This is a genomic window from Lacticaseibacillus yichunensis, from assembly GCF_003946405.1.
In the GTDB taxonomy this organism is placed as follows: domain Bacteria; phylum Bacillota; class Bacilli; order Lactobacillales; family Lactobacillaceae; genus Lacticaseibacillus; species Lacticaseibacillus yichunensis.
Genome location: NZ_RHOG01000039.1, coordinates 1 through 22,880, shown reverse-complemented (window position 1 = coordinate 22,880; position 22,880 = coordinate 1). Strand labels below are relative to the sequence as shown.

The window sequence follows — 22,880 nt, the reverse complement described above, 5'->3', positions numbered from 1 at the left end:
GCTTAAAGCATAGCACCGGGGAAGACCAGGTGCCTTTTTTGTTATTCAAAAAAGGTCCAAAACTTCCGGCGTTGTCACAATCAACACCAAAAATTTTAGACCCATAACAAAGAGGGACCTGGCACGCGCGGTTGCGCCTGTCCAAGTCCCTCTTTGTTTGCGACTCAACCGCGCCGCCGCACCGAAAAGCCGAGATGCGGCATGTCGAGGCCATAATAATGCTTCACGATGCGGCCGCGGACTAGCATCCCGTTTCGAATCGCAACATTCATCGAGGCAAAATTGGTGTCGCGAATGATCGACCAACATTCGGTGGCGCCGAGCCCCCAGGCGTAGGCCTTCGCACCGCGCGCTGCCTCGATCGCATAGCCCTGATGCCAGGCATCACGCTCAAAAAGGTAGCCGATCTCCAGCACCCGCTGGCCGCCAAAATCCTGATGTGTCAGGCCGCACTGCCCGATCAATCGATCATCACCTTTTCGGCAGACTGCCAGCAAGCCTATCCCCGGTTCGCGGTACCGTGCCTGCTGATTGGCAAGCCAAGCCGCCACCTCCGCATCTGAAAAGGCGTGGGCATAGGCCGTCATCGCCAGCGGGTCTTGCAAGGTCCGCGCAAGCGCCGTCAGATCAACGTCGACCAGCCTTCGCGTATACAGCCGCGGCGTCTTATAAATGATATTTTGTGCGTCTTTAGTCATCAGTTGACACCATCTTTTTTCGAAAATCGGTGACGATCTGTTGGTGGGTGCCTGCCAGGGGTTCCGGCACCGCATCGAGGGCGAACCAGCGAAACTGCAACGTCTCGTCATCGCTGATCACGGGCCGGCCTGCCTCGAGCCTCGCCACAAACGCGGTGATCACGGGATAAAACTGATCTCCGTTTGACGCCGTTGCGAGCCGGTCCCCACCATAGACGCCAAAGAGCTGCAGCTGGTCCTCGGCCAATTCAAGGCCGCTTTCTTCCCGCACTTCACGGACGACCACTTGACCCGGCCGCTCCCCGGCTTCCATCAATCCACCGAGCAGGCCCCAACGCTTTGCCGGCTCATTGCGCTGTTGCAAGAGCAACCGGCCTTGTGCATCCAGAAGCAAGACACAACTACCTGGTAGGATCAGGGGTCGATGCCCGACCTCTGCCCGCAATTTTTCCACATAGCCCATTTCTTGCCGCTCCTTTCGCACACCGTTTCACGTGAAACTAATCCACCCGAGTCAGCGCGTCGAGTGTCCGACTCTGCGCGTCAACCAACTCCAGCCAGCCATTCGTGTCGCCGAAGTAGAGAAACAGGCCTACTTCATTGACGCTGCGCAAGCTGACATCCTTGGTCAACGTGAAATGATCGATCGCGCCGGCGTTATCATCCCGCAGTTTAGCGCCGTACTTGGTGCCATAGCGCGGCGAGCCATCCTTATTCATGAGCGGTTCTTGCGTCAGGACCGCGCCAGCCTTAACGATCATTTCCTTAGCCGCGACCCAATAGACTGTCGCCCGACTGCCATTTCGCTCAATGTAAAATGGCGTGGTGGCTAATTTTTTATCGAAGCGGTGACGCGCCTTGGCTGGCTGCGGCTTTGATGCAGCCGGCGCTGGGACTGGGGCCATGTGAATGCCGAGCCGACCGAGCACCTGGGTCAGCAGGTCAAAATACGGCCCCAGAGCCTTTTGTTGCGCGGCCGGTATCACCGCCACCGAACTTTCCCCCTGCTGAGTCGCAAACCAGCGCGTCACAAATTCCGGCTCAACAGTCCATGGCAAGCGAAGAACGCCCTGCTCATCGGCCTTTTCCCGGTCCGTCAAATGTCTGTCCTTGAGGTAAAAAACAACAGCGTGCGCGTCAGCAGGCACATCAGTCAGCGGTGAGAAGATCAGCTGTCCTTGCTCTTTGGCCAAAGTCACCGTGGTCGTGGCCCCATCGAGTTGGACGTTCATTTCGATCATCGTAAGTCCTCCTTTTGGCCTTAGTATAACCTACTGCATGGCGCCGGTCACCTCATGGCAGGCAGCGGCGCCCGGAAGGAGGCGGCTGCCCAACGCAGCACACGTTGCGCGATCGCCCCTTGCCGCTGATTTTTTGCAGATGTGTTTCTTCTATTATATAGGCGCACGTTTTTGCCTAATAAAAAACCGCCCATCACTGGACGGCTTCGCACATATTAGTCTTCTGCAACGAAAGGCAAGAGCCCCATGATACGGGACCGCTTGATTGCAACAGTCAACTTGCGCTGGTTCTTGGCGCTGGTGCCAGTCACGCGACGCGGCAAGATCTTGCCACGTTCGGAGACGAAACGCTCCAGCAGGTTGGTGTCTTTATAATCGATGTATTCGATGTGGTTTGCGGCGATGAAGTCGACTTTGCGCCGACGACGGCCACCACGACGTTGTTGAGCCATGGAATTCACTCCTTCACTGATAGGATTTTTAGAAAAAACGTATTGGAACGCCATTCAAGCCGAGGCTTAAAATGGCAGATCGTCGTCCGAGATATCGATCGGCTGGCCATTATTAGCAAACGGATCGTTATTGCCCGCACCATCACCTGACTGCGGCGCATTGCCTTGGCCAGCGTTCGAGTGCGCAGACGATGACGAAGATGGGGCAGCGGCGCCGCCAAAGTTCGGGGTCGATTGACCACCGAAGCCTTGATTGCCGCCAAAGTTTTGACCGCCAGCATTTGGCTCAGACGGCCGTGCCTGCGTGGTTGCTTTGGATTCAAGCAAGGCAAAATTGTCGACGACGACTTCAGTCACATAGACGCGCTGACCCTGGGCGTTGTCGTAAGTCCGCGTTTGCATGCGGCCCTCGACACCGACCAATGAGCCTTTGCGAGTAAAGTTGCTGAAGTTTTCTGCGCTTTTGCGCCAGATCACACAATTGATGAAATCGGCTTCCCGCTGCCCTTGGGCGTTGGTGAAGTTACGATCCACCGCCAGTGTGAACGATGCAACGGCGGCGCCAGCTTGCGTGTAACGCAATTCTGCATCACGCGTGAGGCGGCCGGTCAATGCAACACTGTTGATCATCCCTTTAGCTCCCCTTTCGTTTTAGTTGCCTGTAGCCAGTCCGTCAGAACTAGTCTTCGCGCTTAACGATCATTTGACGCAGAATGTCGCCACTGATCTTCGCAAGACGATCGAATTCATCGATCGCAGCTGCATCGGAAGCCGTTGCATTTACGATATGGTAGATGCCTTCGGTGTAGTTCTTGATCTCATAGGCAAACTTACGCTTTTGCCAATCCTTGGAATCAATGATGGTTGCACCATTTTCCTTCAGAATATTGTCAAAACGCTCTACCAATTGGTTTTTCGCTTCTTCATCCAGATCAGGCCGGATGATATAAGTGATCTCATACTTGGTCTCAGCCATTGACGTTTCACCTCCTTATGGACTTTGGCCCCTTTTTCCTAGGGGCAAGGAGTAAGCGCAACCCAAATAAGGTTGCACACTCACAAGATAGTAGTGTACCATACCACCTTTGAAACCTCAACTGAAAACTCCGGCAAGGCCCCTGACGGACAAGGGTGCACGCCGAATTTTTCGCTGATAAAAGAGATTACGCAAGTCGGCGAAAAAGGACCGTGGACTGGGAAAAAAGTGAGGGACCCGTTCGGCCTAGACGCCCGGCATATCTGCAGAAGCTACCCGGCCATCCCGCGGACCTCCGCACCCTGAATCAAAAAAACGAGCCACAGCCCGTTTTTGCTGCTTCCAGGGCATCAGATGCTGATGGTCTGGATTCGCATAATATTTTTGTTCAACGAGATGTCTTCGATGACATCCGCGTAACTGATATTTTTCGGCAATTCAATCTCATAGATATTCGTATAGACCTGCAGATCATCGTTTTGCGTCACCTTGAAGTTCACATCGTTGACGGTGATATGATGCGCCTCAAAATAATCCTGAATGAACTGCTTGGTCTCCAGCTTGTGATGATACTGAATCTCTAGCCGCTTCATCGGATTGACGTGAATCACCCGCTGCAGCAATGTCAGCACACCGATCACCACGATGGCGGCGGCCAACGCGATTGCATAGTTGCCCATGCCGATCGCGATGCCCAGCCCGGCGACGGCCCATAAACTAGCGGCCGTGGTCAGCCCGCGAATGGTACGATGCTCGACCATGATCGTCCCGGCGCCGAGAAAGCCAATGCCGGACACGACCTGCGCGATCAGCCGCGCATCATCGGCCCGCAGCACCCCTGACAAATTGGGGTGACTGATCGCCATGTTCAGCGCATTATAGCCGATCTCTTTTTGCACCAGCGCAAGGATACAGGCACCCACACAGACCAGCATGTGAGTCTTGATGCCAGCCGGCCGGTTCTTGTGTTCCCGGTCATAACCGATAATGCCTGACACGACGATTGCCAGAAGCAAGCGGCCGACGATATCGATCAGCGATAAATGATACATGTGCCGTCTCCTTTCTATGAAAAAAGCGGGTCATCACACCCGCTTTTTTTCGTGCTGGTGATCAAATGTCGTCGTCATCATCGGCGTCAGTCGAATCCGTTGCGTCAGCATCGTCATCGTCCGCTTCGTCGTCCGTCTCCGCGCGATTCAGCAGGTCTTGCACCTGTTGATCGGCGTCCCCGGCATACTCAGCCGCGTCGACGTTTTCATCCGCCGTTGCGCCATTGTCTGCGTCGGCGAATGGCCCTTCAGTGGCGACTGGCCCCTCAGAGGTTGGCCCATTGCTTGGCTGATCGCCTGCCTCTGGGCCATCCGGTTCGTCTGGTTCCGGTTCGACCTTGGTCATCGCAACGACCTTGGCACCATCATCGACCCGCATCAGGCGAACGCCCAATGTGGACCGGCCCGTTTGCGAGACACTTTGGATATTGAAGCGAATCGTGACCCCAGAGTCCGTCATCACCATGATATCCTCGCTGCCATCGACCGCGACCATGCCTGCCAGCGGCCCGTTCTTTTCCGTGACGTTGGCAGTCTTGATGCCTTTGCCCCCGCGACCCTTGGTTGGGTACTCGCTGGCCGCGGTCCGTTTGCCGTAGCCATTTTCAGAAATGACGAAGACTTCCTCGTCATCACGGAGCACATCGGAGCCGATCACATAGTCGCTGTCGCGCAGGCGAATGCCCCGCACCCCAGTGGCAATGCGGCTCATGCTGCGAATGTCGCTTTCCTTGAAGTGGACCGAGTAGCCCAGGCGCGTCGCCACGATCAGGCTGTCGGTGCCGTCTGTTGGAATGACATTGCTCAGCTCGTCGCCGTCCTTCATGTGCAAGGCGATCAAGCCGTTCTTGCGAATGTTGAAGAATTCCTTGACCGGTGTGCGCTTGACGATGCCGTTTTTGGTGATGAAGAACAGATAATGCTCGCCATCCCCGCCCGGCGTCACGTTGATCACCGTCTGGACCTTTTCCTGATTGGAAATACCCAGCAGATTGATGATCGGGATGCCCTTGGCGCTGCGCCCGTATTCAGGAATCTCGTAACCCTTGCTGCGATAGACTTTCCCGGTGTTGGTGAAAAACAGGAGGAAGTCATGCGTCGATGTGGAGACTAGGTGCTCCACAAAGTCATCGTCATGCACCCCAGTGGCCTGAATGCCGCGGCCGCCGCGATTTTGGGCCTTGAAGTCCTCGGCTGGCAGGCGTTTGACATAGCCATTATGGGTCAGGGTGATGACCACGTTTTGCTCCTCGATCAGGTCTTCATCTTCGATCGTCAGATCATCGCCGACCAGCAGCTCGGTGCGCCGCTTGTCGCCAAACCGCTTTTGAATATCGAGCAGTTCTTCGTAGATGATCTGGTGCACGCGTTCCGGCTTGGCAAGGATGTCTTTGAAATCGGCGATGGCCGCAATGACATCGTTGTACTCGTTTTCGACCTTCTCGCGTTCCAGACCGGTCAGCCGAACCAGGCGCATATCCAAAATGGCCTGGCTTTGCTTATCCGAGAGCTTGAATTTGTCCATCAAGATCACTTTGGCGGCATCCCCAGTCTGGGAACCGCGGATGATCGAGATGATCTCATCGATATGATCCAGCGCGATCTTCAAGCCTTCCAGGATATGGGCGCGCGCTTCGGCCTTTTTCAAGTCGAATTCGGTCCGCCTGCGAATGACGCTTTCCTGGTGCTTGAGGTAATATTGCAGAATCTCCTTGAGACTCAGCGTGCGGGGCTCGCCGTTGACGATGGCGACCATGTTGTAAGAAAAACCGGTCTGCATCGGCGTCAGCTTGAAGAGGTTGTTCAACACGACCGAGGCGCTCATATCGCGGCGCACATCGATCGTGATGCGCATGCCATCGCGGTCGGATTCATCGTTCAGGTCGGTGATGCCATCGATCTTCTTTTCACGGGCGAGTTCTGCGATGCGCTCAACCAGGCGGGCCTTGTTGACCATGTACGGAATCTCCGTGACGATGATGGTCTCCTTGCCTGTTTTGCTGGTCTCGATCTCGGTCTTCGCGCGGACCGTGATCGTGCCGCGCCCTGTTTCATAGGCGCGCCGAATGCCGGCCTTGCCCAGCACCAAGCCCCCTGTTGGAAAATCGGGACCAGGCAGCGCGGTCATCAGATCGGCGGTGGTGACATCCGGGTCATCCATCAACAGATGCAGGGCCGAGATCGTTTCGGCGAGGTTATGCGGCGGAATGTTGGTGGTCATCCCAACCGCGATACCGGTCGCGCCGTTGACCAAGAGATTCGGGAAGCGTGCCGGCAGGACGACTGGCTCTTTTTCCGTGCCATCATAATTATCGGTGTAATCGATGGTGTCCTTATTGATATCGCGCAGCATCTCCAAGGTAATGCGGCTCATCCGGGCTTCGGTGTACCGCATCGCGGCGGCGCCATCGCCATCGACGGAGCCAAAGTTCCCGTGCCCGTCGACCAGCATGTACCGGTATGAAAAGTCCTGGGCCATTCGCACCAGGCCTTCATAGATCGATGAATCCCCATGCGGATGGTACTTCCCCATGACATCCCCGACGATACGAGCGGATTTCTTATACGGTTTATCCGGGGTGACCCCCAGTTCGTTCATCCCGTACAGAATCCGGCGCTGCACCGGCTTCAGGCCATCACGCACATCTGGTAAAGCACGCGCAACGATGACACTCATCGCGTAATCGAGAAATGAGGTCTTCATCGTTTGCGCCAAGTTGACGTTGGTGATGCGGCTTTCTTGACGATCATCCATTGACGTTACTATCTCCCTTCATAGCAAAAATGGTGCTGGGCCGCTTCTAACGATCGCGCCCCGATTTTTTGGGTGCCAAGCCCCCGCATTAAAGCGAGGCGACTTGAGTTAAGCATCGATATTTTCAGTGTCGACGAACTTCGCATTTTCCTCGATGAACTTGCGGCGTGGATCGACCTTATCACCCATCAGCATGTCAAAAATACCATCCGCACTTTCGGCATCTTCCGGCGAGACCCGCAGCATCCGGCGCGTGTCCGGATTCATCGTGGTCTCCCAGAGCTGGCTGGCATCCATTTCACCTAACCCTTTATACCGCTGAATCTCGGGCTTTGGCGAAGGCGGCAGCTGACCCAAGACATCCTGCAGCTCCTCATCCGTATCGATGTAGCGCATCATTTTGCCCTGACGCACGCGATACAACGGTGGCTGGGCGATATAGACATAGCCGGCATCCAAGAGCGGCCGCATGTAGCGATAGATCAACGTCAACAGCAACGTCCGGATATGCGCCCCATCGACATCGGCATCGGTCATGATGATCAATTTATGATAACGGGCCTTGGCGACATTGAAGTCATCGCCGAAGCCGGTGCCCATCGCGGTGAACAGGGTCCGAATCTCTTCGTTGGCCAAAATACGTTCCATGCTGGCTTTCTCAACGTTCAGGATCTTCCCGCGAATCGGCAAGATGGCCTGAGTCAGGCGCGAACGCCCGGACTTGGCCGAGCCCCCCGCGGAATCCCCTTCGACGATAAACAACTCAGAGATCTCGGGATCCTTACTGGCGTTATCGGCGAGCTTGCCGGGCAGATTGGAGATTTCCAGCCCACTCTTTTTACGGGTCGCTTCACGGGCACGCTTGGCAGCGGCACGCGCTTTTGACGCCACCATCGCCTTATCGACGATCTGATGCGCCTCATCTGGATGTTCCAGTAAGAACTTGTTAAAGGCTTCCGAGAAGGTGCGATCGGTGACCGTCCGTGCGTCGGCATTGCCGAGCTTGGTCTTGGTCTGGCCTTCAAATTGCGGGTCCGGATGCTTGACGGAAACAACCGCCGTCATCCCTTCACGCACATCGTCGCCGGAAAGGCTCTCATCATTTTCCTTCAGTGAGCCAAACTTGCGGGCGTAGTCGTTGACCACCCGTGTCAGCGCCGCCTTGAACCCGGTCTCATGCGTCCCGCCTTCATAGGTGTGGATGTTGTTGGCAAACGTCATCAAGTTGGTGTGGTAGTCATTCGTATATTGAATGGCGACTTCCACTGTGATGCCATTGCTTTGCCCTTCGACATAGATCGGCTCTTCCAGCAGGTGTTCCTTATTGCGGTCGAGGAACTCAACATATTCCTTGATCCCGCCTTCAGCATGGAAGACTTTCTTTTCCGCGGTCTCGGCCCGCTTGTCGGTAAAGGTCAGCTTGAGGCCTTTATTCAAGAACGCGAGCTCGCGGATGCGCTGGGTCAGAATTTTATCATCATAGATCGTGGTCTCGGTGAAGATATCCGGATCGGGCACAAAATGGACCTTGGTGCCATGTTCGTGTTCCGGCGCGTCGCCGATGACCTTCATCGGCGTATTGACCTTCCCCCGCTTGAAATCGATGTAATAGCGCTTGCCGCCACGGGTGACGACCACGTCAAGCGAGGTCGATAGCGCATTGACGACCGAGGCGCCGACCCCGTGCAGGCCACCGGAGACCTTGTAGCCGCCACCGCCGAATTTACCGCCAGCATGGAGAATGGTGAAGACCGTTTCCAGCGCTGGCCGGCCAGTCTTTTTTTGCAAGTCGACTGGAATGCCGCGCCCGTCATCGACGACCGTGATCGAGTTGTCCGGTTCAACTTCGATGTTGATCTCGCTGGCAAAACCAGCAAGTGCCTCATCGATCCCGTTATCGATAATTTCCCAGACCAGGTGATGGAGCCCTTGACTGCTAGTGCTGCCGATGTACATCCCCGGCCGTTTCCGGACCGCTTCGAGGCCTTCGAGCACTTGAATCTGGCTGGCATCGTACTCCGCTGCCAGTTCGTCTCTCTTTTCGGCTTCTGCTTCGATCTCTTCAGGTGTTTCGTTTGTGTTTTCTGCCACGAGATTGATTCCTCCGTCTTTTGATTATTGCGTGCTAAGCGTGCCGTGGTCGACATGGAAAACAGTCGGCGCGTCGATCAACTCACGCGCGATGCCATCGAGGCTAGTCGTGGTGAGAAAGGTCTGCACTTTATTTTGAATTGCCTTGAGCAAATGAGTCTGGCGCGCATCATCGAGCTCCGACAACACGTCATCCAGCAGCAACACTGGGTATTCGCCGGTCTGTGCCTTCATTAGGTCGATCTCGGCAAGTTTGACGGCCAAAGCCGTAGTCCGTTGCTGGCCCTGGCTGCCATAATTAGCGACATTTTTATCATTGACGATAAACGCCACATCATCGCGATGGGGGCCGACCAGCGTGGTGCCCTGCTCGACCTCCCGCGCGGTGTGCTGCTTGAAAAGCGTTTGTAAGGCCGCCTGCGCTGTTTCCACCGACTGCCTTGCCGCTTCCGGAACTTGGCTTTGGTAACTGAAGGTCAGCTGTTCCCTGCCCTTGGTAATGCCGCCATGTATTGTCGCTGCAAAAGTGGCCATTTGCTGGAGTAAGCTGGTCCGGGCCACGACGATCTCGGCGCCAAACCCTGCTAACTGATCGCCGAGCACCTCCAGATACACCTGGTCCTTGGCTTGATGAAATTTAAGCTGCTTGAGATAGGCATTGCGCTGTTTGAGCATCGTCCGGTAATTCGAGAGGGCAAAGAGATATTTGGCACTCATTTGCCCGAACTCCATATCGATGAACCGCCGCCGCGTTGCCGGGGAGCCTTTCACCAAGGCCAGGTCCTCTGGCGCAAAAAGCACCACGTTGAATCGGCCCAGGTACTGCGACAATTTTGGCTGCTCGATGCGATCGATACGAGCGCGCTTGCCCTGAGTGCTGATGATCAGCTCCAGGTCGTTGCTCGTAGTTTCACGTGAAACATGGCCCGCGATGCGCGCAAACTGTTCGCCGAATTGAATCAGCTCCCGGTCGTTATTGGTCCGGTGACTGCGCGCCAATGCCAGCACGTACATCGCCTCAAGCAGGTTCGTTTTGCCTTGCGCATTGGCGCCCATCAGCACGTTGATCTGCGGCGAAAAATCGACATCCACCGCCGAATAATTGCGGTACTGCTTCAGCGTTAGATGATCCAGTCTCATTGCGCAGAAGCGACGGTGATCGCAGCCCCGTCAGGCAAGGCCAGCTTGTCGCCCGGCACCAGTTTCCGGCCGCGCCGCGAATCTGGTGCCCCGTTGATGCGCACCGTATTGACAGCAAGATAGGCCTTTGCCGCCCCGCCGCTATCGATCACGCCAGCTTCTTTCAGTAACTGACCCAACGTGATATACGGCGTGTTGATCGTCACGATCGCCATTATTTGCCACTCCCTCGGTTTGAGTTTTTGAGAATAATCCTACCTATATATTATACCGTTTGTTTGTACCTAAAACAATTCGATTTGGCGATATCAGGCGGTTTCACTCGATTTTAGTGAGAGATAGCCCCTATGTCTAAAACATCCTAAAAACGGTTAAAACGCAAAATTGGGCCAAATTTGACGATCTGGCCCTATTTTGTGTCATTTCTCAAGCACTTCCGGGGTCGGCTCCTGCCGCAGTTCAAATATCAGACTCGTCTGATACTGACCCCGCCAAACAACAGGTTGCGCGAATAGTTGCAGATACGGGTCCTCAAACGGCAGGATAGCAGGACCGCTGCCACTTGCGACCCAATTTTCTGAAAGCGATGGTAGGCGGCCATTGGCAAAGGCTGAACCCAAATGCCATTCTGCGGCCAAATTGTGTTGCCCATCGCTCACCGGCTTGGCGGTCGCCCAAAGTTGCCAAGGCCCGGCTACGTCGATCGTGAGCTCAGTCCATGGCAGCGCTAATTGAACGTCTTGGTGCAGCAATTGGCGGACGCCAACAGTCAAAAGCGTGCTCTCATCACCGCTGCTGGCAAGCGGCAATTGAAAGGCCTCCGCCAGCGCGACGGCCGCGGTCGTGGTGCTGGCCGTGTACTGAGTGACGACCTGGTAACGCGTGTGCGCACTGCCAGCGGGAAGATAAAAACGTGAGCGTGTGTCCGCCTGTACCAATTCGCGTTGACTCCCTGTTTCGCGATACCACAGGAAGCGGCGTTGATGCGTCGGTTGCGGTGGGTAACTCACTGGCGCATCCAGGTAGTCCCCCACCTCATCGCGCCCTTCCTGCAGTCCCCCTTGCGTGAAATGGCCGCTGAACACGTGGCCACCAACTGTGATTTGAAGATGGACCTGAAACGGTTTATCAGGCGGGCCATCTAGTGGCGGGACCAGCAGTGTTTTCGCTAAGGTCTGTTGCGCAGTCAAGGTCATCAATTGCTGCGTGCTGGCCAGATAATAATAAAGCGGGCGCGGGCGATCATAGGTCACGGTGCTGGCTGGGGCAAAAAGGCGGCCTTGATCGTCTTGCCAATACAGTGGCAACAGCACATTCCAGGCGATCGTCTGCCCATCGACAAGCGCCGTCAGATGGGCAGGCGCGCTGGGCAACACATGCACTGTGACGGATCTTGCAGCGACGGCATCCCCAGTAAACAGCGTCGGATAAACGGACAAGGAAAACGTGCCGGTTTCCTTAAAAACGAGTTGGCGGTGCGCATAACCAGCCGCCCCGACGACATCAAAAAAGCTGACCGCCGCCAGCGTTTTTGCAGGGCGATAGACAGTTGTTGCGAGCATGTCGCTTGAAAGGCCGCGAATGTATGGAACGGTGGTGGTCGCCGGCTGATCGCGGGCCAGGCCATACACCGCTGCTAAGAGCACTGGTTCATTGACGAACGTATAAAGATCGGCTGGCGGCGAGACGACTTGCCCCTCTGCCGAAAGCGGATCATAGGTGACCCCTTCAAACAGGTCACGCGTTGCCGCACGCGCCACCTGCCCCGGATTCACAACGACTGCGATCAAAGCAAATAAGGCGGCGCAAAAAAGAAGCCATCGTCTATTCATGTTGCATCACTCCACTCCTTCATTGTCATATCAACAAATTACGCAGAATGAGCCACGAGTGACAATGTTTTTTGATGCATGAGTTAAGATACTACGGTTAGATATTTTTTTGCTTGGATATGGGACGCCATGTCAATAAAACGGCGGCATCTCGAACCCCCAAATCATACTGACTGAATCTGCGGTGAGGACCGGCCCTTTTACAGACAGCAAAAAAGCCATCTACGCAACACGCGCAAACAGCTTTCAGCAAGTCTAGTGCTTTGTATTTTTACGAGAAAGTCCGAACCGGAGTGATCAACTGAATGAATTGGTCGCGGTCTTCTGTCGGCACCATGGTGAATGGCCGAAGCGGTGCCGTGAAGGCCAACTCGATGGTCGCTGGGCCGACGCCTTGCAGGGCATCTTTCATGTAGTCCGGGTTAAAGGAGATGTCTAGCGCTTCCCCTGCCAAACTCGTGAAGGTCAGCTGCTCTTCCACATTCCCGACATCAGGCGAGTTGCCGAACAGGGTCGCCGTTTGACTGGCTGGATCCAGCGCCAGGCGAACCACGTTGTTGGAGCTTTCATGCGACATCAAGCTCGCACGCTGAATGGATGCCAGCAACACTGGTGCGGTGAACTGGGCCGTCGTGGAACTGGTGGTCGGAATCAGACGCGAGGTGTCTGGATAGTTACCCTCCAGCAAGCGGGAGTAAAACGCGTTGCGCCCGGCGATGAACAGGACCTGATTTTCGGCAAAGCGAATCTCGACATTTTGAATGTCATCGGTCAGCGTTCTGCTCAACTCGGTCAAGCTCTTGCCTGGAATGATCACATCGTAATGCGCATCCCCTGCTTCTGGCAGCGCCAATGTCCGCTGGGCCAGACGATGGGAATCGGTGGCCACAGCGATCAGCTTCCCACTATCGATCACCAAATGGACCCCGGTCAAGATCGGCCGGCTCTCTTGGTTGGACACCGCGATGACCGTTTGGTTGATCAGCTGCTGCAAGACAGATGCTGGAACGGTCAAGGCATCCTCGGCGTCGATCTCTGGCAAGTGCGGATAGTTGTTCGCATCCAAGCCGTTGATGTTGAACTCAGAGGCGCCACTGGTGATCACGGTCTGGAAGCCATCCTTGACCTCTAGCGTCATCGTCTTTTCCGGCAGATTGCGGACAATGTCGCCAAAGAATTTTGCCTGCAATACAATGCTGCCGGTTGATTCGATCTGTAGGTCGTTTTGCTCGGAGTTAACGTCCAAGGTGGCTTCAATGGAGATATCGGCATTGCTGCCAGTCAGCACGAGTCCTTGTTCCGTCAGATCGAGCTTAAGGCCGGTCAAAATGGGAATGGTCGTCTTTGTCGAGATCGCGCGTGAGACATCGTTCAACGCTTTGCTAAAAATGCTGCGAGTGATCGTGAATTTCATATCTTGTCCCTCCTGAATGGATGCGGTGCATCTATATCTATAGTTTAAATCTTTTTAAGTCGTAGTAGTAGGCACTGAGGAAACTGGGGAAAAGACCGCGGAACTCCCAAGGCAGCGAGTGATGCACTGTGGATAACTTGTGGACAAAAACGGGGACGATCCGAGAATTATCCACAGCCCCTTAGCCGCGATTTTTCAGCTTGTTTTTCAGTTCCAGGACCTGCGCCCGTAATTGCTCATCGCCGGCGATCGCCTCGGTGATCTTTTCGTGCGCATGGATGACCGTGGTATGATCCTTGCCGCCAAACTCTTGGCCGATCTTTGGTAAACTGCTATCGGTCATTTCCCGGGCGAGGTACATGGCGATCTGGCGGGGCATGACGATCTGCTTGACGCGCTTTTTCCCCTTCAGCTCTGTCACGGTCACCTGGTAATACTTGGCAACGGCGTCCTGGATGCGATTGATCGAGAGGCCCGCATCCTTGTTGTTGGTCGCCAGCCCCTTCAAGGCATCGGCGGCGAGGCTGGTCGTGATGTCGCGGCCCTGCATGGTGGCATACGCCTGGACTCGGACCAGCGCTCCTTCTAGCTCGCGAACGTTTGAATCGATCTGGCCGGCGATGTAAGACAGCGTGTCGTCCGGAATCTGGAGCTGTTCGGCATCGGCCTTATTGCGCAAGATCGCGATTCGCGTCTCGAGGTCTGGCGGTGTGATGTCGACCGATAAGCCCCATTTGAAACGAGATACCAGGCGCTCTTGCAACTTTGGAATCTCGTTGGGCAGGCGGTCAGACGTCAGCACGATCTGTTTCTTGTTTTCATATAAAGCGTTGAACGTATGGAAAAATTCTTCCTGCGTTGCCTCTTTATCGCCGAAAAACTGGATGTCATCCACCAGCAGCAGATCGACATTGCGGTACTCCTGCCGGAATTGCTCCTGCTTTTTGGTCTGAATGGAATTGATGAAGTCGTTCGCAAAAGCCTCAGAGGTCACATATTTGACATTCGCATGCGGCTCTTTTTTCAACAATTCATGGCCGATCGCCTGCATCAAATGGGTCTTGCCCAAGCCCACGCCACCGTAGAGGAAAAGCGGGTTGTAGAGCTGACCAGGTTCTTCCGACACGACCAGCGCGGCGGCATGGGCCATTTGGTTGCCTTTGCCTGTCACGAAGGTGTCAAACGTGTACTTACTATTGAGCTGGGTCGTGGTGCGGAAGGTGGGAATCGGGTCTTCCTCGTGGTGATTGGCGATCGTGATCTCCTCGGCGTCATCGCTTGGCGTCTCCTGCATGACTTGAATCAGCGGGTTGATCTCCAGATTCGCAAATTCATACGCCCACGCGACGATCTTCGTCACCAGCGTTTTTTCCCAGTAATCCTTATGTAACTCCGATGGGACGCCGATCGTCAGCGTGGTATCGGTCAGCCGCAGCGGCCGGACGGAATCGACCCAGGTGTTATAGCCAACAGCCGTCATGCTGGCGCGGAACTTTTCTTGAATAAACGTCCATAGATCATCGATATTTGCCACAGTGGTTCCTCCTCAATTCGCCGCACGTAGCCGGACAAGGCCAAATGCGGTGCAACTGCTGCATGGGTCATCAGTTGCCGCAAGAATAAGTTTAGCATTGCGCCTAGGAGTTTTCCACAGGCAAAGCAGTTTTCCACATGATCAACAGGGCTGTGGAAAGTTTTTTGACAGCGATGTCGACAAGTTATCAACAGATTTGTGGAAAAACCGATACCGCCGCATATCACACACGTTATCCACAGGACCTCTGTGAAACCGAAGCCTTGATGCAATGCATGTTTCACAAGTTTTCCCCACTTTTCCTCAGGCTTGTGGATAACGTGTTACACAGGCTGTGATTTTGCGAATAAGCGGCGGATGAACTGTGGATAATCGGGAAAACCGGCGCAGCGTGTTTCACGGGTTGTCCACAAAGAAGGCGACTTTTGGACAAGCTTTGTGGATAAGTTCTCGGTGAAAAATTTTCGCTTCGCCTTGACGCCAAGGGATCCCGTCCGTATAATGGGAAGATGTTTGAAATAATGAGTCGCATATAAGTGATCGAAACAGGAGGTGGCAGCATATGAGCACCAAGCGGACTTACCAACCTAAGAAGCGTCATCGCGAACGCGTTCATGGTTTCATGAAGCGTATGAGCACGAAGAACGGCCGTAAAGTTTTAGCTCGTCGTCGCGCCAAGGGACGTAAAGTTTTATCTGCCTAACAACCCACTGACCGCGTCAGTGGTTTTTTTTATTTTTCAGGAAGTTGCGGGATGCGGCCTCCTGACTCAATGGCGTCAGGTCAATGGATGACCGCTGGACCGGCGCAATTGTTATCAGTTCTATCCTATATAGAGCTGATTGCTTGTCGCACACCTGGCGCTAACTGCGGCAATGTCGCGATACATAGTGCACCAGTGCGTCATGTCTTGTATACTTAAACTCAGATTGTGAGGGAGCGTCGTGCGCAAATCCTACCGTATCAAACGAGAAGATGAATTCCAGCACGTGTTTGAGCATGGGCAGTCGGTCGCGAACCGAAATTTCGTGATCTACCATCTGCACCGTGATCAGCCGCATTTTCGCGTTGGCATCTCTGTCGGCAAAAAGGTGGGGCATACCGCCGTCATGCGTAACCAGATCAAGCGCTACATCCGGCAAAGTCTGCTTGAGTTGAAACCGCAACTCGATCCGCAGGCTGACTTTCTGGTGATCGCGCGGAAACCGGCGAAAACGCTTGATATGGCCGGGACCAAACAGAACCTGATCCATGCGCTCACTTTAGCCGGTGTCTTGTCGCAGACAACGACACCTATCGCCGACCAGAATACGTCGATCAAAGAGAGGGATACACGTGAATAAACGGACAACCAAACGCCTGCTTGTCGGGCTAGGACTCGCGATGGTCACGGTGGTGCTGGCAGCCTGCAGCAACACCACGGTCACGGAAAACAGTACTGGCTTTTGGGATCGCGGCATCATTTATAATGTCGCGCAGTTCATCCTGTGGCTGAGCAAAGTCTTTGGCGGCGGCAATGCTGGGGTCGGCATTATCGTCTTCACCTTGCTGATTCGCATCTTGATCTTCCCGCTCAGTTACATCTCGATCAAGAGCATGTCCAAGCAGCAGGAGATCGCCCCGCAGCTGAAGGAACTGCAGAAAAAATACAGTTCCAAGGACACGGAGACCCAGACCAAGCTGCGTGAAGAGACGCAAAAGCTCTACTCCAAGGAAGGCATCAACCCAGTGATGGGCTGTTTGCCGATGCTGATTCAGATGCCATTCATGTTGGCCTTGTATCAGGCAATCTACCGGACCCAAGAGCTGCAAGCCGGGCGCTTTTTGTGGATGAACCTCGCCAAGCCCGATCCGACCTGGATCATGCCGATCTTGGCGGCGCTGTTTACCTTGCTGACCAGTCTGACCTCCACGATGGCTCAGCCAACGCGGACGACGATGAACTGGGTGATGGTCGGCATCTCGCCACTGATGATTCTGTTCATGGGGGCCAGCTTCCCAAGCGCCCTTGCCCTGTACTGGGTGGTCACCAACGCCTTTTCGCTGGCGCAGACCTTCCTGCTTCAAAACCCATTCAAGGCGCAGCGTCAGCGTGAGGAAAAAGAGCGCCAGGAACGCGAGCGTCAACGAGCGCTTCGCAAAGCCTACAAGCGTGCACTACGTAAGTAACCTGGAGGAGAGTTATGCCAACGTTCCAAGGAGCCACGATTCAACAAGCGATCGAGACTGGTCTTGCCTCGCTGAAGGTGACGCGCCAGCAGGTCAATGTTGACGTTATTCAAGAGGGGAAAAAAGGGCTGTTTGGCCTCGGCAAAAAAGAGGCGATCGTCAATCTCAAATTGATCGAGACCGCCCCTGTTGAGGATGACAGCAAGCCAGCCCATTCGCCGCTGGGCAAGTTGCGCGAAAAGGCCAGTGAACACCTGACCGAACGGCGCATCGAAAAACAGCAAGATAAAGCCCCGCGGCGCGACGACCAAACGGCGATCGCGCTGGTCCAAAGCTACCTGGAGGACATTATCCGGGCGCTCGACATCGATGCCAGCATCACCAGCAATCGTCAACGTGATCAGGTCTGGTACCAGATCAAAACGCCAAAAGAGGCGCTGCTCATCGGCAAGCATGGCAAGATCATCAATGCGATTCAGTACTTGGCCCAAACCGAGTTCAATCATTATGGGAAAAGCAAATGGACGGTGATGCTCAACGTCGGCGATTATCGCGAGCGCCGCGATACCGCAGTGCGCCGGTTAGCTGAAAAGAGTGCGCGGGAAGTCATCGCCAGTGGCACCGCCGTTTATCTCGACCCGATGCCATCTTTTGAACGCAAGGCGATTCACGCCACGCTTGCGGACAACACTTATGTCGAGACGCATTCCGAAGGCACCGATCCTCGGCGGTATGTCGTGGTGACGCGAAAAAATGCCCGGCCATTTTGACATTTTCAGGCCGGACAGTTAGGATAGACCTAAATCAACACGTGATGAAGTAGTCAAAGTGCTTTGTCCGCCACGATCTCTTTTACTGGAGGTCGTGGCGGATGGTGCGCTTTTTTTATTGCAAGGAGGATGCTCATGGATTCAACGATCACGGAATATGACACGATCGCGGCGATCTCAACGCCACCTGGTGAAGGGGCGATCTCGATCGTGCGGCTCAGCGGCGAATCGGCGCTTGAGACCGCGCAAAAGGTGTTCAAGGGCAAGGACCTCAGTCAGGTGCCGAGCCACACCATCAATTATGGTCACATCATCGATCCTGACTCCCAGCAAGTGGTCGATGAAGTGATGGTCTCCGTGATGCGCAAGCCAAAGACCTACACCCGCGAAGACCTAGTGGAGATCAATTGCCACGGCGGCATCGTGGCGACGAACCGCGTCCTCCAACTCGTGCTTGGCGCTGGGGCCCGGATGGCGGAGCCTGGTGAATTTACCAAGCGGGCCTTTCTCAATGGCCGCATCGACTTAACGCAAGCCGAGTCGGTGATGGACCTGATTCGCGCCAAAACAGACCGGGCGATGCAAGTCGCAGTCGACCAACTCGATGGCGATCTGCATCATTTGATCACGGCGCTACGGCAGGAGATTCTGGAAGTCCTCGCCCAGGTCGAGGTCAACATCGACTATCCGGAATATGACACGGATGAAATGACCACCCGCCTGCTCAAGGAAAAAGCCGCACTTGTGTTAGGTCGCATCGATGAGCTGCTCGCCACGGCGCGCTCAGGCAAGGTCCTGCGGGATGGCTTGGCCACGGCGATCGTTGGCCGGCCCAATGTCGGCAAATCCTCATTGCTCAATCACATGTTGCGAGAGGAAAAGGCAATCGTCACCGATGTGCCTGGGACCACCCGCGATGTGCTTGAGGAATACGTCAATGTCCAAGGTGTGCCGTTGAAACTAGTCGACACGGCTGGGATTCGCGACACCGAAGACAAGGTGGAAAAGATCGGCGTTCAGCGCTCACGCGAGGCGATCACCAAGGCGGATCTGGTCTTGTTGGTGCTGGATACCAGCACCCCTCTCACGGCCGAGGACCTTGGCTTGATTCAAGCGACCGCCGCCAAAAAGCGCATCGTGATCCTCAACAAGCAGGATCTGCCGGATGCGCTGACGGCGACCGCGTTGCCGGATGTGCCGGCCGAAGAAGTGATCGCCACCAGCATGCGTACCCAACAGGGGATGGATGCTTTAGCCGATAAAATCGTGCATCTGTTCATGCAGGGCATCGACAACAGTCAAAGCCAGGTGATGGTGACAAATGCTCGGCAGATCGGTCTTTTGCAACAGGCCAAGACCAGTCTACAGAGCGTGCTGGCTGGTATCGAGGCGGGGATGCCGATCGACCTGGTGCAGATCGATATGACGGCCGCTTGGGACAAGCTTGGCGAGATCACCGGCGATGCGGCCCCAGATGAATTGATCACCCAGCTATTTTCCCAGTTCTGTCTGGGCAAGTAGGCGTCATTATTTCCCGGGAAAACAAAGGAGCAATCATGCCAGAAATACATGAGTACGAAGCAACGCAATATGATGTGATCGTGGTCGGCGCCGGCCATGCAGGCTGTGAGGCGGCGCTGGCTGCGGCGCGCATGGGTGAAAAAACGTTGCTGATCACCATCAGCCTTGAGATGTTGGCCTTCATGCCCTGCAATCCGTCAGTCGGTGGGCCGGCAAAAGGCGTCGTGGTGCGCGAGATCGATGCCTTGGGCGGGCAAATGGGCAAAAACATTGATGCGACCTATATTCAGATGCGCATGCTCAATACCGGCAAAGGCCCCGCTGTGCGCGCGCTGCGGGCCCAGGCGGATAAGGCGGCTTACCACCGCACAATGAAGCAGACCATCGAACAGACACCGGGCCTTGATCTGCGCCAGGGGCTGGTTGAACGCCTCCTAGTCGAGGATGGCGTGTGTGTTGGCGTGGTGGCGGCGACAGGGGCCCGTTATCGGGCCAAGAGCGTCGTTTTGACGGCGGGGACGTCTTCTCGCGGCAAGATCATCATCGGCGAGCTGATGTACTCTAGCGGCCCTAATAATAGCCTTCCGAGCATCCGGTTGTCTGAGGACCTTGAGGCGCAAGGGTTTGCGCTGCGCCGCTTCAAGACCGGGACACCGCCGCGTGTGGAAGGCGGCACGATCGATTTTTCCAAAACGGAAGAACAGCCTGGCGATAAGGCGCCGCATGCCTTCAGCTTCACCACGCCCGACAGCGTCTATCTCAAAGACCAGCTGTCCTGCTGGATGACATACACTAATGAGACCACGCACAAGATCATTCGCGCCAACTTGGATCGCGCGCCGATGTTTTCCGGCGTGATCAAAGGGGTCGGGCCGCGCTATTGCCCATCGATTGAAGACAAGGTCGTGCGTTTCGCCGATAAGCCGCGGCATCAGCTGTTTTTGGAGCCCGAGGGCCGGGATACGAGCGAGTATTATGTCGGTGATTTTTCCACCTCGATGCCAGAAGAGATTCAGCTCAAGATGCTGCATTCCGTGGCGGGGCTCGAACACGCCGAGTTGATGCGGCCGGGTTACGCCATCGAGTACGATGTGATCGAGCCGTGGCAGCTAACGCATACGCTTGAGACCAAGGTGGTCAAAAACCTGTTCACTGCGGGCCAAATGAACGGCACCAGCGGCTATGAAGAGGCGGCGGGCCAGGGCCTGATCGCCGGCATCAATGCGGCGCTGCGGGCCCAGGGAAAGGCTGGCTTTACGTTGCAGCGCTCGGACGCGTATATCGGGGTGATGATCGATGACCTGGTCACAAAGGGCACCAATGAACCATACCGGCTGTTGACCAGTCGCGCGGAATATCGCCTGATCTTGCGCCACGACAACGCGGATCTGCGCCTAACGGAAAAAGGGCGGGCGCTTGGATTGATCGATGATGATCGGTTTGCGGCCTTTGAAGCCAAAAAACACGCGATCAGCGCGGAGTTGGCCCGGCTTGAGACGGTCCGGCTGCGCCCGCGCGACGTCAATGACTGGCTCGCCGAAAAAGGGGCGGCGCCGCTCAAGGATGGCGTCCTGGCCAGCGATTTTCTCAAGCGCCCAGAGGTCAGTTACGCGGATCTGATGCAATTCACCCCGGCCCCGACCCCGCTGGATCATCTGATCGCGGAGCAAGTCGAGATCGAGCTCAAATACGCGGGCTACATTGCCAAGGAACGTCAGAGCATCGAGCGGCTTCAGCGTATGGAAGGTAAGCAGATTCCTGCGCGCATCGATTATTCGGCAATCAACGGGTTGGCCACGGAAGCGCGCCAGAAGCTGACGAAGATTCAGCCTGAGACCTTGGCCCAAGCCAGTCGCATCAGTGGCGTTAATCCGGCCGATGTCGCGATCTTGTCGGTGTATGTGACACAAGGGAAGATCGCCAAGGTGAAACCGGCGTGACCAAAAAACCACCCGTATTTTTCGCAGTGAAACGATCGCTGCTAGAATGCGGGTGGTTTTTTGCGTGCTATTTTGTTTCAGAAGCTAATTGCTCAACAAGCTGCATCGCGGCCTCAACCTTGGCTGGGGTGATCGCCGGGTCGATCAGGCTGAAGGACTCTTCCGGCTTGGCGGCCCAGGCTGCCACTGTCTGAGTCTTTGCGGCGACGTCTTCGGTCACGTTGACCGCCGCCAGGTTATTCGGCAAGCCGATCGTTTCGTAAAACGGCTGCAGTTGCTGAATCTCGCCGACGTCTCCAGTGTAGGCAAGTTGGACCAGGATCCCATAAGCCACCTTGCTGCCATGCAGGACATCGTGAGTCTCTGGGAGATAAGACAGCCCATTATGAATCGCATGGGCCCCGGCTTGCCGGCCGTCTGCACCGCCGAACCCGCCGACGTCACCGGCGAGGCCGATGATCGTATCCACGGTATCTGTGAACGCGGGGGTCGCGTCGCCAGTTGCAAGGGCGTCCAACGCGTCTTTTGCCTCGCTTTGGAGAGTGTCGAGAATCACCTTGGCTGTGGCGCGACTCAGACGGGTGAACGCAGGCAGCTGATTTTCGCGGCCTCGGGTCAGGCCTTCCATCTCATACCATTTTGCAAGCGTATCGCCGATGCCGGCGACAAAATAGGCCTGCGGGGTCGTCAACATGATGTCCCAATCGACGACTGTCGCAAATGGCGCGTGCGTGAAGTACGCCACGCGTTTGAAGGTGTGATCTGGGTGATAGATCGCTCCAATCGGCGTGAAAGGTGCGCAGTTTGATGCCAGCGTGGGCACACTGATAAAAGCAGCGCCGAGTAACTCGGCCACCACTTTGGCTGTATCGAGGACGCGCCCACCCCCAATGCCGACCACGGCATCGGCGGTTGGGGCCTGGGCTGCGATCGCCGCCCCGTTTTCATCGCTGGCACTGCCATCGTAGTGAAAAATCGGCCAGGTGATCGTGTCGGCGTAGTGGGCTGTAAAGGCGGCAAAGGACTTGGTGCCGGTGACGACGATTGGTTGCTTGAATGGGGCGAGAATGGCCGGCAAGTTCTGGGCCGCCCCCGCTTCGCTAATATATCGGTTTGCGCCTGGGCGCAGTTCTTGCATCAGATCCATTCGATCCCATCCTCTCATTTTATTTTAATATTTCTCTACTCTACCAGAGAACCCAGGGAAGTCAACGCTTTTATTTCCCGGGAACAATGACACATCTCGTGCTTGCCCCGCGGTATCAACGTTTCTAGCACCACCGATTTTACGGCGG

At 55.4% G+C, this 22,880-nt stretch carries 21 protein-coding genes; 6 read left to right on the top strand and 15 right to left on the bottom strand.

Annotated elements, in window-relative coordinates; genetic code table 11:
- Positions 1–164: 164 nt before the first annotated feature.
- From EKM95_RS10255 to dnaA, 14 genes are all read right to left on the bottom strand, one after another.
- The gene (locus tag EKM95_RS10255; protein WP_125698138.1) at positions 165–698 is read right to left on the bottom strand and encodes a GNAT family N-acetyltransferase; all 534 of its coding nucleotides are present in this window, start codon (positions 696–698) and stop codon (positions 165–167) included.
- The gene (locus tag EKM95_RS10250; protein ID WP_125698136.1) at positions 691–1,161 is read right to left on the bottom strand and encodes an NUDIX hydrolase; all 471 of its coding nucleotides are present in this window, start codon (positions 1,159–1,161) and stop codon (positions 691–693) included. The genes EKM95_RS10255 and EKM95_RS10250 overlap by 8 nt, the downstream gene beginning before the upstream one ends.
- 37 nt (positions 1,162–1,198) lie before the next feature.
- Complete coding sequence (locus EKM95_RS10245) at positions 1,199–1,939, bottom strand: hypothetical protein (protein ID WP_125698134.1); 741 nt, start codon at positions 1,937–1,939, stop codon at positions 1,199–1,201.
- 215 nt (positions 1,940–2,154) lie between these two features.
- Positions 2,155–2,391 (bottom strand): 30S ribosomal protein S18, encoded by a 237-nt coding sequence (gene rpsR, locus EKM95_RS10240; protein WP_054718320.1) that lies wholly within the window; start codon positions 2,389–2,391, stop codon positions 2,155–2,157.
- Positions 2,392–2,457: 66 nt separating this feature from the next.
- A complete protein-coding gene (gene ssb / locus EKM95_RS10235; RefSeq protein WP_125698132.1) occupies positions 2,458–3,021 on the bottom strand; it encodes a single-stranded DNA-binding protein in 564 nt (187 codons plus the stop codon).
- A gap of 49 nt (positions 3,022–3,070) precedes the next feature.
- Entirely contained in the window at positions 3,071–3,367 is a 297-nt protein-coding gene (gene rpsF / locus EKM95_RS10230; protein WP_125698130.1) for a 30S ribosomal protein S6, read from the bottom strand.
- Between the two features lie 350 nt (positions 3,368–3,717).
- The gene (locus EKM95_RS10225) at positions 3,718–4,419 is read right to left on the bottom strand and encodes an MgtC/SapB family protein (protein ID WP_125698128.1); all 702 of its coding nucleotides are present in this window, start codon (positions 4,417–4,419) and stop codon (positions 3,718–3,720) included.
- A 61-nt stretch (positions 4,420–4,480) separates the two neighbouring features.
- The gene (gene gyrA / locus EKM95_RS10220) at positions 4,481–7,174 is read right to left on the bottom strand and encodes a DNA gyrase subunit A (protein WP_125698126.1); all 2,694 of its coding nucleotides are present in this window, start codon (positions 7,172–7,174) and stop codon (positions 4,481–4,483) included.
- A gap of 108 nt (positions 7,175–7,282) precedes the next feature.
- Positions 7,283–9,232 (bottom strand): DNA topoisomerase (ATP-hydrolyzing) subunit B, encoded by a 1,950-nt coding sequence (gyrB, locus tag EKM95_RS10215; RefSeq protein WP_125698144.1) that lies wholly within the window; start codon positions 9,230–9,232, stop codon positions 7,283–7,285.
- Positions 9,233–9,289: 57 nt separating this feature from the next.
- Positions 9,290–10,405, bottom strand: a complete 1,116-nt coding sequence (gene recF, locus EKM95_RS10210; RefSeq protein WP_125698123.1) for a DNA replication/repair protein RecF — start codon at positions 10,403–10,405, stop codon at positions 9,290–9,292.
- Positions 10,402–10,620, bottom strand: coding sequence for a S4 domain-containing protein YaaA (gene yaaA, locus EKM95_RS10205; RefSeq protein WP_379897178.1), 219 nt, complete (start codon positions 10,618–10,620; stop codon positions 10,402–10,404). The genes recF and yaaA overlap by 4 nt, the downstream gene beginning before the upstream one ends.
- A gap of 204 nt (positions 10,621–10,824) precedes the next feature.
- Positions 10,825–12,237, bottom strand: a complete 1,413-nt coding sequence (locus EKM95_RS10200) for a hypothetical protein (protein WP_125698119.1) — start codon at positions 12,235–12,237, stop codon at positions 10,825–10,827.
- Between the two features lie 271 nt (positions 12,238–12,508).
- Positions 12,509–13,651, bottom strand: a complete 1,143-nt coding sequence (gene dnaN, locus EKM95_RS10195) for a DNA polymerase III subunit beta (RefSeq protein WP_125698117.1) — start codon at positions 13,649–13,651, stop codon at positions 12,509–12,511.
- Between the two features lie 181 nt (positions 13,652–13,832).
- Complete coding sequence (gene dnaA / locus EKM95_RS10190; RefSeq protein ID WP_125698115.1) at positions 13,833–15,185, bottom strand: chromosomal replication initiator protein DnaA; 1,353 nt, start codon at positions 15,183–15,185, stop codon at positions 13,833–13,835.
- A 562-nt stretch (positions 15,186–15,747) separates the two neighbouring features.
- Between dnaA and rpmH the strand changes: the two genes are divergently transcribed.
- From rpmH to mnmG, 6 genes are all read left to right on the top strand, one after another.
- Positions 15,748–15,888, top strand: a complete 141-nt coding sequence (gene rpmH, locus EKM95_RS10185) for a 50S ribosomal protein L34 (protein WP_125698113.1) — start codon at positions 15,748–15,750, stop codon at positions 15,886–15,888.
- A 241-nt stretch (positions 15,889–16,129) separates the two neighbouring features.
- Positions 16,130–16,528 (top strand): ribonuclease P protein component, encoded by a 399-nt coding sequence (gene rnpA, locus EKM95_RS10180; RefSeq protein ID WP_164510175.1) that lies wholly within the window; start codon positions 16,130–16,132, stop codon positions 16,526–16,528.
- Positions 16,521–17,354, top strand: a complete 834-nt coding sequence (locus EKM95_RS10175) for a YidC/Oxa1 family membrane protein insertase (RefSeq protein ID WP_379897179.1) — start codon at positions 16,521–16,523, stop codon at positions 17,352–17,354. The genes rnpA and EKM95_RS10175 overlap by 8 nt, the downstream gene beginning before the upstream one ends.
- Before the next feature lie 14 nt (positions 17,355–17,368).
- Positions 17,369–18,124: an RNA-binding cell elongation regulator Jag/EloR gene (jag, locus tag EKM95_RS10170; protein ID WP_125698111.1), complete on the top strand. Its 756-nt coding sequence runs from the start codon at positions 17,369–17,371 to the stop codon at positions 18,122–18,124.
- 135 nt (positions 18,125–18,259) lie between these two features.
- Positions 18,260–19,645 (top strand): tRNA uridine-5-carboxymethylaminomethyl(34) synthesis GTPase MnmE, encoded by a 1,386-nt coding sequence (gene mnmE / locus EKM95_RS10165; RefSeq protein ID WP_125698109.1) that lies wholly within the window; start codon positions 18,260–18,262, stop codon positions 19,643–19,645.
- A 35-nt stretch (positions 19,646–19,680) separates the two neighbouring features.
- Positions 19,681–21,585: a tRNA uridine-5-carboxymethylaminomethyl(34) synthesis enzyme MnmG gene (mnmG, locus tag EKM95_RS10160; protein ID WP_125698107.1), complete on the top strand. Its 1,905-nt coding sequence runs from the start codon at positions 19,681–19,683 to the stop codon at positions 21,583–21,585.
- Between the two features lie 67 nt (positions 21,586–21,652).
- Here the strand turns inward: mnmG and EKM95_RS10155 are convergent, their stop codons facing one another.
- Positions 21,653–22,732, bottom strand: a complete 1,080-nt coding sequence (locus tag EKM95_RS10155; RefSeq protein ID WP_125698105.1) for an iron-containing alcohol dehydrogenase family protein — start codon at positions 22,730–22,732, stop codon at positions 21,653–21,655.
- Positions 22,733–22,880: the final 148 nt, after the last annotated feature.